The 10,004-nt window shown below is 66.9% G+C and carries 11 protein-coding genes; all 11 read left to right on the top strand.

What is annotated here, in order from left to right:
• Positions 1 to 2,231 (top strand): monovalent cation/H+ antiporter subunit A (locus Q0L94_RS13190; protein WP_296753904.1); only part of this gene is annotated, 2,231 nt, incomplete at its 5' end.
• Complete coding sequence (locus tag Q0L94_RS13185; protein WP_296753902.1) at positions 2,231 to 2,575, top strand: Na+/H+ antiporter subunit C; 345 nt, start codon at positions 2,231 to 2,233, stop codon at positions 2,573 to 2,575. The genes Q0L94_RS13190 and Q0L94_RS13185, both read left to right, overlap by 1 nt.
• Positions 2,572 to 4,086: a monovalent cation/H+ antiporter subunit D gene (locus Q0L94_RS13180; RefSeq protein WP_296753900.1), complete on the top strand. Its 1,515-nt coding sequence runs from the start codon at positions 2,572 to 2,574 to the stop codon at positions 4,084 to 4,086. The genes Q0L94_RS13185 and Q0L94_RS13180 overlap by 4 nt, the downstream gene beginning before the upstream one ends.
• A complete protein-coding gene (locus Q0L94_RS13175; protein ID WP_296753899.1) occupies positions 4,083 to 4,574 on the top strand; it encodes a Na+/H+ antiporter subunit E in 492 nt (163 codons plus the stop codon). The genes Q0L94_RS13180 and Q0L94_RS13175 overlap by 4 nt, the downstream gene beginning before the upstream one ends.
• Positions 4,568 to 4,837, top strand: a complete 270-nt coding sequence (locus tag Q0L94_RS13170) for a K+/H+ antiporter subunit F (RefSeq protein WP_296753897.1) — start codon at positions 4,568 to 4,570, stop codon at positions 4,835 to 4,837. Before Q0L94_RS13175 ends, Q0L94_RS13170 begins: the two co-directional genes overlap by 7 nt.
• A gap of 9 nt (positions 4,838 to 4,846) precedes the next feature.
• Entirely contained in the window at positions 4,847 to 5,182 is a 336-nt protein-coding gene (locus tag Q0L94_RS13165) for a Na+/H+ antiporter subunit G (protein ID WP_296753896.1), read from the top strand.
• A gap of 96 nt (positions 5,183 to 5,278) precedes the next feature.
• Positions 5,279 to 5,956: an OmpA family protein gene (locus Q0L94_RS13160; RefSeq protein ID WP_296753895.1), complete on the top strand. Its 678-nt coding sequence runs from the start codon at positions 5,279 to 5,281 to the stop codon at positions 5,954 to 5,956.
• Positions 5,957 to 6,120: 164 nt separating this feature from the next.
• Entirely contained in the window at positions 6,121 to 7,491 is a 1,371-nt protein-coding gene (locus Q0L94_RS13155) for a nodulation protein NfeD (protein ID WP_296753893.1), read from the top strand.
• A gap of 2 nt (positions 7,492 to 7,493) precedes the next feature.
• Positions 7,494 to 8,252: a slipin family protein gene (locus tag Q0L94_RS13150; RefSeq protein WP_296753891.1), complete on the top strand. Its 759-nt coding sequence runs from the start codon at positions 7,494 to 7,496 to the stop codon at positions 8,250 to 8,252.
• 346 nt (positions 8,253 to 8,598) lie between these two features.
• Positions 8,599 to 9,264, top strand: a complete 666-nt coding sequence (locus Q0L94_RS13145) for a Bax inhibitor-1/YccA family protein (RefSeq protein ID WP_296753890.1) — start codon at positions 8,599 to 8,601, stop codon at positions 9,262 to 9,264.
• Between the two features lie 6 nt (positions 9,265 to 9,270).
• The coding region (locus Q0L94_RS13140; RefSeq protein WP_296753888.1) for a TatD family hydrolase at positions 9,271 to 10,004 on the top strand (734 nt) is incomplete at its 3' end.

Genomic DNA, 10,004 nt, shown 5'->3' with positions numbered 1-10,004 from the left:
TGTCCGACGTGTTCGCCGCCGGCGACCTGATCCGCGGCCATCCGCTCTACGTGCCGACGCTGCTGCTGATCCTGCTCGGCGCGTTCACCAAGTCGGCGCAGTTCCCCTTCCATTTCTGGTTGCCGCACGCGATGGCGGCGCCCACGCCGGTGTCGGCCTACCTGCATTCGGCAACCATGGTGAAGGCCGGCGTATTCCTGCTGGCGCGGCTGTATCCGGCGCTGTCCGGCACGCCGGAATGGTTCTGGCTGGTCTCCGGCGCGGGACTGGCGACGCTGCTGCTCGGCGCCTATGCCGCGCTGTTCAAGCACGACCTCAAGGGCCTGCTGGCCTATTCGACCATCAGCCATCTCGGCCTGATCACCCTCCTGTTCGGCCTGTCGACCCCGCTCGCGGCCGTCGCCGGGGTGTTCCACATCGTCAACCACGCCATTTTCAAGGCTTCGCTGTTCATGGCCGCCGGCATCATCGACCACGAGGCCGGCACCCGCGACATGCGGCGCTTGAACGGCCTGTGGAAATTCATGCCCTACACCGCGACGCTGGCGATGGTGGCCGCCGCGGCGATGGCCGGGGTACCGCTGCTGAACGGTTTTCTCTCCAAGGAAATGTTCTTTGCCGAGGCGGCGCACATTTCCGGAAGCCTCGTCGGCGGCTGGCTGCTGCCCGCGCTGGCGACGCTGGCTGGCGCGCTGGCGGTGGCCTACTCGATCCGCTTCATCCACGACGTATTCTTCAACGGCGAACCGGTGGATCTGCCGCGCACGCCTCGCGAGCCGCCACGCTGGATGAAGCTGCCGGTAGAAATCCTGGTGGTGCTGTGCCTGGTGGTCGGCATCGCACCGGCGCTCACCGTCGCGCCGCTGCTGGCGGTGGCAGCGGCGGATACGCTGCAGGCGCCGCTGCCGGAATACCGTCTGGCGCTGTGGCACGGCTTCAACCAGGCGCTGGCGATGAGCCTGATCGCGCTGGCCGGCGGCGCGGCGATCTACGCGCTGCGCCGCCCGCTGTTCGCGCTGCACGAACGCAGCCTCGGCCGCCTCGACGCACGGGCGGTCTACAACGCGCTGCTCGACGCCCTGTTTGCGCTGTCGGGATGGGCCACCCGCCGCCTCGACAGCGGCTCGCTGCAGCGGCAGGTATTCCTGTTTCTGGCGGCCGCGCTGGTGCTCGGCTTCACGCCGTGGCTCGACGGCGGCACGCCGCTCGCCGGCAGCCGCGCCGGCCTGCCGCTCGACCCGGTCAGCCTGCTGGCCGGCGCCACCCTGATCGCCGCCTCGCTCGCCACCGTGCGCCTGCACCGCCAGCGCCTCGTCGCACTGATCACCCTCGGCGCGGTCGGGCTGGTGGTATCGCTCGCCTTCGTCAAATTCTCCGCCCCCGACCTCGCGCTGACCCAGCTGTCGGTGGAGATCGTCACCATCGTCCTGCTGCTGCTGGCGCTGTATTTCCTGCCGCAGCATACAGCGCGCGAACGCGACCGCGGACGCATCTGGCGCGACGGCGCGATCGCACTGGCCGCAGGCGGCGGCACCGCGCTCTTGGCGTGGGCGGTGCTGACGCGGCCGTACGACACCATCGCCGGCTACTTCATCGACAACAGCGTGCCGGGCGGCGGCGGCAGCAACGTGGTCAACGTCATCCTGGTCGACTTCCGCGGCTACGACACCCTGGGCGAAATCACCGTGCTGGCGCTGGCCGGCCTCGGTATCTACGCCCTGCTGGAGAACCTGCGCCTCGATGCGCCCGACACGGATGCCGCCGGGCGCGCCTGGAACCGCGACCCCTACCCCGTGATCATGGCCACGCTCACCCAGCTGCTGCTGCCGCTGGCGCTGCTGGTGGCGGTGTTCATCCTGCTGCGCGGCCACAATCAGCCGGGCGGCGGCTTCATCGCCGGTCTGGTGACGGCGGTGGCGCTGATCGTGCAGTATCTCGCCCACGGCAGCGCGTGGATGCGCGAACGGCTGTCCGGCGCCACCCAGCCGGTGATCGCGGCGGGGCTCGCGCTCGCCACCCTGACCGGGCTGGCGAGCTGGGCGTTCGAGTATCCCTTCCTCACCTCGACCTTCGGCCACCTGCACTGGCCGCTGATCGGCGAATTCGAACTCGCCTCGGCGATGGCATTCGACCTCGGCGTCTTCCTCGTCGTCGTCGGCGCCACCCTGCTGATCCTGGTCAACCTCGGCGCGCTGCCCGACAGCCGCATTACGCGAAAAGCTCATCGCTGATGGAAGCGCTCATCGCCCTCGTCATCGGCGTGCTCACCGCCAGCGGCGTGTTCCTCGCATTGCGCGGCCAGACCTTCCCGGTGGTGCTCGGCCTCACCTTCCTGTCCTACGCGGTCAACCTGTTCCTGTTCGTCATGGGGCGGCTGGCCATCGGCGTGCCGCCGGTGATCGCGGATGCCGCCGCCTACACCGACCCGCTGCCGCAGGCGCTGGTGCTCACCGCCATCGTCATCGGCTTCGGCATGACCGCGTTCGTCATCGTGCTCGCGCTGAAGGCGCGCGCCGAGCTCGGCAACGACCATGTCGACGGTCTGCACAGCGAAGAAGAGGACGCGCCGCGATGAACGGCCTGGCCATGCATCTGCCCATCCTGCCGGTGCTGCTGCCGCTTCTCGCCGGCATCGTGCTGCTGATGCTGCGCAACGCGCCGCTCGCGTTGCAGCGCGGCATCAGCCTCGCCGCGGCGGCGGCGCTGGTGCCGCTGGCGTTTGCACTATTGGCGAGCGCCGCCAACGGCAGCCAGCTCGTCTACAGGCTCGGCAACTGGGACGCGCCCTTCGGCATCGTGCTGGTCGCCGACCGCCTCGCCGCCTGGATGCTGATGGCTACCGCGCTGGTGGCGCTGTTCGCGCTGCTGCACGCGCTGCGCGGCGACGATGTCAAAGGCCGCCACTTCCACGTGCTGTACCAGCTGCAGCTGTTCGGCCTGAACGGCGCCTTCCTCACCGGCGACCTGTTCAACCTGTTCGTGTTTTTCGAGATCCTGCTGCTCGCCTCTTACGGCCTGCTGCTGCATGGCGGCGGCCGCCTGCGCGTCAAGGCCGGGCTGCATTTCGTGGTGATCAACCTGGTCGGCTCGACGCTGTTCCTGTTCGCCGTCGGCACGCTGTACGGCGTCGTCGGCACGCTCAACATGGCCGACCTCGCGGTGAAGCTGGCGCGCACCGTCCCCGGGAACCTGGCGCTGGTCGAGGCGGCCGGCCTGCTGCTGTTCGGCGTGTTCGCGCTGAAGGCGGCGCTGTTGCCGCTGCACCTGTGGCTGCCCGCCGCCTATGCCCACACCAGCGCCCCGGTGGCGGCGCTGTTCGCGATCATGACCAAGGTCGGCGCCTACAGCATCCTGCGCGTCTACAGCCTGATGTTCGGCGCCGACGCCGGCGCAGTGGCGAACCTGCTCGCCGGCTGGCTGATGCCGCTCGCACTCGTCACGCTGGCCGTCGGCATGCTCGGCGCGGTCGCCGCCACCGCGCTGCGCCAGCAGATCGCCTACCTGGTGATCGCCTCGGTCGGCACCCTGCTCGCCGCCTTCGCGCTCGACAGCGTCGACGGCATTGCGGCCGGCCTCTACTACCTGCCGCACACCACGCTCGCCGCTGCGGCCATCTTCCTGCTCGCCGACCCGATCACGCGCGCGCGCGGCGAGCGCGCCGACCGCTTCGAAGCTGGCCCGGCGATACCCGGCGCCGCTGTCCTCGGCGGCCTGTTCTTCGTCGCCGCGATCGCGCTGGCCGGGCTGCCGCCGCTGTCGGGCTTTCTCGGCAAGTTCATGCTGCTGCGTGCCGCGCTCGGCTCGCCCTGGCTGGAATGGCTGTGGAGCGTGGTGCTCGTCGCCGGCCTGGTCGGCGTGATCGCACTGGCGCGCAGCGGCAGTCTGCTGTTCTACCGCACCCACTCCACTACCGAGAGCCTGCCCGCGCTGCGCGCGGCCGATTGGCTGCCCGCCGCCGGCCTGCTGTTGCTCGGGCTCGGCATGGCGATCTGGGCCGGCCCCGTCTCCGATTACGCGACGGCCACCGCCGCGCAACTGCTGCACCCGCAGGCCTACATTGACGCCGTGCTGGGAGCGCGTCCATGACGCGCATCCTGCCGCATCCGCTGCTGACGCTGACGCTCGCCATCCTGTGGCTGCTGCTGGTCAACACCTTCAGCGCCGGCCACATCGTGCTGGGCCTGCTGCTGGGCTGGCTGATTCCTTTCGCCACCGTCTCGCTGTGGCCGCAGCCGGTATGCATCCGCAATGTCCCGATGCTGCTGCGCTATCTCGCCGTGGTCATGTACGACATCGTGGCCGGCAGTTTCCGCGTGGCGCGGCTGATCCTCGGCCGCCCGTCCAGCCTGCGCCCGGCCTTCATCGTCGTGCCGCTGGAACTGACGAGCGATCTTGCGATCAGCCTGCTGGCCAACACCATTTCGCTCACGCCCGGCACCGTGTCGGCACTGCTGAGCGAGGACCGCCGCACCCTCACCGTCCACAGCCTCGACACCGGGGACGCGGCGGCGATGGTGAAGGAAATCAAGCACCGTTACGAGGCGCCGCTGAAGGCGATTTTCGAATCATGCTGAATACCGTCATCCCGATCGCCTACGCGCTGATCGCATTCGCCTTCCTGTTCAGTTTTTTCCGGCTGATCGTCGGCCCCGACGCGCCCGACCGCATCCTCGGCCTCGACACGCTGTACGTGAACACCGTCGCACTGCTGGTGCTGCTCGGCATCGACCTCGGCAACCCGATCTATTTCGAAGCCGCGCTACTAATCGCGATGATGGGCTTCGTCGGCACCGTCGCGCTGTGCAAATACCTGTTGCGCGGCGACATCATCGAATAAGGACACGCCATGCTCGACATCCTGCTGTCCGTCCTCATCCTCACCGGCGCGATCTTCACCTTCGTCGGCTCACTCGGCCTCGCCCGCCTGCGCGACTTCTACACCCGCCTGCACGGCCCCACCAAGGCCACCACGCTGGGTGTGGGCTGTCTGTTGATCGCCTCGGCTATCCATTCCAGCGCCGACGGCGACCTGAGCCTGCACGAAGTGCTGGTGACCCTGTTCCTGTTCATGACCGCGCCCGTCTCCGCGCACCTGCTGGCCAAGGCGGCACTGCATATCCAGGTGAAATCGCTCGCGCCGATGCCAGCACAGGAAGTCGACACTCCGACGGACCCGACCTAAAATCGGCCCGGAACCTTCGGGTTGAAAGCACTCAAACCCTCGATTGCACGACCGCAGTTCATTTCACAATTTGATCCACCCAACCAAAGGACCACCATGCGTAAACACCTCATTGCCCTGCCGCTGTCTGCCGCCTTTCTGCTCTCCGCCTGTGCAACCAACGACCTCGGCGACCGCCGTGACCTGAGCAAGACCCAAAAGGGCGCGATCATCGGCACCGCGAGCGGCGCTGCGCTGGGCGCGATCATCAACCACAAGAACCGTGGCAAGGGCGCGCTGATCGGCGCGGTCGGCGGCGGCTTGACCGGCGCCGGCGTGGGCTATTACATGGACAAACAGGCACAGGACCTGATGAAGCAGTTGCAGCCGGAGATCCAGCGCGGCGAAGTCAGCGTCGAGAAGCGCGCCAGCGACAATGCCGTGCTGGTCAGCATGACCTCCAGTACGGGATTCGATACCAATTCCGCAGTACTGAAACCGGGTTATACGCCCACGCTGAACAAGATCGCCCGGGTACTGAACCAGTATGGCAAAACCACGGTGACCGTGATCGGCCACACCGACAGCGTCGGAACGGACGCCTACAACCAGACCCTGTCGGAGAAGCGCGCACAGTCGGTGCTGGATTACTTCGCCGGCCAGAACGTCAACCCGCTGCGTCTTGAATCCTACGGCAAGGGGGAAACCGAACCGCGTGCCGACAACGGCACCGAAGCCGGACGCACGCTCAACCGCCGGGTCGAGTTGTGGATCCTGCCGGTGCTCGCGAACTAAGCGACGCCAGCCACCAAAAATCCTTTTCTTCCGCGAAGGACGCGAAGGCAGACGAAGAAAAACCCTTTGCCGGGGGGCTTCGTCTGCCTTCGCGTCCTTCGCGGACAAGCCTTTTCAAGTTTCGCACCCGCGGCAGGATCATTTTTTCGGTCTAAAGTGAAGCCATGGCCGACCTGCTGCGCTTCCTGTCCCGCCTCATCCTGTTTGCCTGCCTGACACTGACGCTGGCCGTCCCGGCCAGCGCGGCGACGGTGCGGGTGCTGACGGTGCAGGGCGCGATCAGCCCGGCCAGCGCCGATTACCTGCTACGCGGCATGGCCAAGGCCGCCGAGGACAAGGCGCATCTGGTCGTGATCGAGATGGACACGCCGGGCGGGCTCGACACCTCGATGCGCGACATCATCAAAGCCATCCTCGCCTCGCCGGTGCCGGTCGCTACCTATGTCTCGCCGCAGGGCGCGCGTGCTGCCAGCGCCGGCACCTACATCCTGTATGCCAGCCACATCGCGGCGATGGCGCCAGCGACCAATCTGGGCGCAGCGACGCCGGTCGAGCTCGCCCCCGGCAGCAGCGACAAACCGGCCGCACCGGACAAACCCGGATCGAGCCAGCCTGGGGCAGCCAAGCCGGCCGATGCCGCACCGGGCGACCCCAGGATGCGCAAGGCGGTGCACGACGCCGCCGCCTACATCCGCGGGCTGGCCGAACTGCGCGGCCGCAACGTGGACTGGGCCGAGCGCGCGGTGCGCGAGGCGGTGAGCCTGCCGGCGACCGAAGCGCTGGAATTGAAGGTGATCGACCTGATGGCGGCCGACCTCGGCGATCTGCTGAGGCAGGTGGACGGCCGCGTCATCAAGATGGACGGCCAGAGCGTCACCCTCGACACCGCGAATGCCGTCGTCGAACGTATCCAGCCCGACTGGCGCAGCCGTCTGCTGGCGGTGATCGGCGATCCCGGCATCGCCTACATCCTGATGCTGCTGGGCATCTATGGCCTGCTCTACGAGTTTGCCAACCCGGGCATGCTGCTTCCCGGCGTGGTCGGCGGCATCTGCCTGCTGCTGGCGCTGTTTGCATTGCAGGTCCTGCCGATCAGTTACGCCGGGCTGGCGCTGATGCTGCTGGGTATCGCCCTGATGACCGCGGAAGCCTTCGTGCCCAGCTTCGGCGCGCTCGGCCTGGGCGGACTCATTGCGTTCGTCATCGGCTCGGTGATGCTGATCGACACCGACCTGCCCGGCTACGGCCTGCCCTGGACCTTGATCGTCCCGGTCGCCGCCGTCAGCGCACTGTTCAGCTTTTTCGTCGCCGGCATGGCGCTGCGCGCGCGCCACCGGCCGGTGGTGACCGGTGCCGAAGAGATGCTCGGCGCCAGCGGCGAAGCCCTGGAAGACATCGAACGCGAAGGCTGGGCGCGCGTGCATGGCGAACTCTGGCGCGTACGCAGCGGCGTGCCGATCCAGCGCGGCACCCCGGTCCGGGTGCGCGCCCGGCACGACCTGGTACTCGACGTGGAACCCTGGCAAGGAGAATGATCATGTTCGAATTCGGCGGTTTGACCCTTGCGCTGTTCATCATCGCGCTGCTGGCCTCCAGCCTGCGCATCCTGCGCGAGTACGAACGCGGCGTGGTGTTCCTGCTCGGCCGCTTCTGGAAGGTGAAGGGTCCGGGGCTGGTGATCATCATCCCCGGCATCCAGCAGATGGTGCGCGTCGACCTGCGCACCATGGTGTTCGACGTGCCCAGCCAGGATGTGATCTCGCGCGACAACGTCTCGGTCAAGGTCAACGCGGTGGTGTATTTCCGCGTCATCGACCCGGCCAAGGCCATCCTGCAGGTGGAGGATTTCCTCAATGCCACCAGCCAGCTGGCGCAGACCACGCTGCGTGCGGTACTGGGCAAGCACGAGCTCGACGAGATGCTGGCCGAACGCGAGCGCCTCAACCAGGATCTGCAGCAGTTGCTGGACGCGCAGACCGACGCCTGGGGCATCAAGGTGTCCAACGTCGAGATCAAGCACGTCGACATCGACGAGTCGATGGTGCGCGCCATCGCCAAGCAGGCCGAGGCCGAGCGCGAGCGGCGCGCCAAGGTGATCCATGCCGAGGGCGAGCTGCAGGCCTCGGAGAAGCTGCTGGCCGCCGCCGAAATCCTCGCCGGCAAGCCGCAGGCGATGCAACTTCGCTATCTGCAGACGCTCTCCAACATCGCCGGCGACAAGTCCAACACCATCGTCTTCCCGATGCCGGGCGAACTGATGAATCTGCTGATGCGCGACCGGAAGTCTGGCGAATGACCGCCCCCCTATTGATCCGGCCCGACGATGTTTGAACCCGCACGGTATTTCTCGCGGCATCCTGCTTTGAACGGTTCGCTGGCCCGTCTCAATAGAACGCTGGTTTTAATGGTTATTGATTCGGCCTCCTTCGCTCCCACACACAATCCGGGCAAGCTGAACCTTGATGCCACTTCAAACTTCATCTGGCCGAATCAATAAAACCACAGCGCCCGCAAGGTGCGGGTGGCACGCCGGCCCGCATCACGGTATCCTCCCCCTTGATCCCGAACGCATTCGGGAACCTGTGCCGCGCGAAACCACTCTGTACAGGGACACTGTTCTGCCATTCATTAGAGGAGCTTAAATGAACCCGCAAGTCACCACCCTGGGCCGCAGCCAGTCTGCCGTCTCGTCGACCAACAAGGTCGTCAGGAATACCTACATGCTGCTGTCGATGACGCTGGCGTTTTCCGCGCTCACCGCCGGCCTGTCGATGGCGCTGAACCTGCCGCACCCCGGCCTCATCATCACCCTGGTCGGCTACTTCGGCCTGCTGTTCCTCACCACCAAGTTCCGCGACAGCGGCCTCGGCATCGCCTTCGTGTTCGCGCTGACCGGCTTCATGGGCTACACCCTCGGGCCGATCCTCAACGCCTATCTCGCGCTGCCGAACGGCAGCCAGGTGGTGATGATGGCGATGGGCGGCACCGCAGCGATCTTCCTCGGCCTGTCGGCCTACGTGATGACCACCCGCAAGGACTTCAGCTTCATGGGCGGCTTCCTCGTGGTCGGCATCCTGGTGGCCTTCCTCGCCGGTCTGGGCGCCATCTTCTTCGAGATGCCCGGCCTGTCGCTGGCGGTCTCCGCGATGTTCGTGCTGCTGATGTCCGGCCTCATCCTGTACGAGACCAGCAACATCATCCACGGCGGCGAAACCAACTACATCATGGCCACCGTCACCCTGTTCGTGTCGATCTTCAACCTGTTCACCAGCCTGCTGCATCTGCTGGGCTTCGCCAGCAACGACTGATCGTCGATGTCATTGGCAAGCGAAACGGCGTCTTCAAAGGCGCCGTTTTTTATCGACACCCACTGCCATCTCGACGCCGCCGAGTTCGATGCCGACCGCGACGCCGAGTACGCGCGCGCCGTTGCCGCCGGGGTGGCCATCCAGATCGTTCCCGCCATCAGCCGCGACAACTTTGCCGCGGTCGCCGCCGCCTGCGCACGCTATCCGGGCTGCCTGCCGGCGTGGGGGCTGCACCCGATGTATCTCCACGTGCACCGCGCCGCGCACCTCGCCGACCTGCGCGCGCAGATCGCGGCGCAGCGGCCGGCGGCGGTGGGCGAAATCGGGCTCGATTTGTTCGTCCGCGATCTCGACTACGCCACCCAGGAATTTTTCTACGTCGAGCAGTTGAAGATCGCGCAGGAATACGACCTGCCGGTGCTGCTGCACTGCCGCAAGGCCAACGATCAATTATTGAAACACCTGCGCAGAATCCGTGTGCGCGGCGGCATCGCCCACGCTTTCAACGGCAGCCCGCAGCAGGCGGACGCCTTCATCAAGCTGGGGTTCAAGCTCGGCTTCGGCGGCGCCTTCACCTGGCCGCGCGCCAACAATCTGCGGCGGCTGGCGGTCGACCTGCCGCTCGACGCCATCGTGCTGGAAACCGACAGCCCCGACATCCCGCCGGTATGGATCGGCCGCGGCCGCAACGCGCCGGGGGAATTGCCGCGCATCGCGCAGACCCTGGCCGAGCTGCGCGG

This window comes from Thiobacillus sp. (assembly GCF_024708915.1).
The sequence above is the reverse complement of the archived record's forward strand: the minus strand, read 5'-3'. Positions and strand labels throughout refer to the sequence as shown.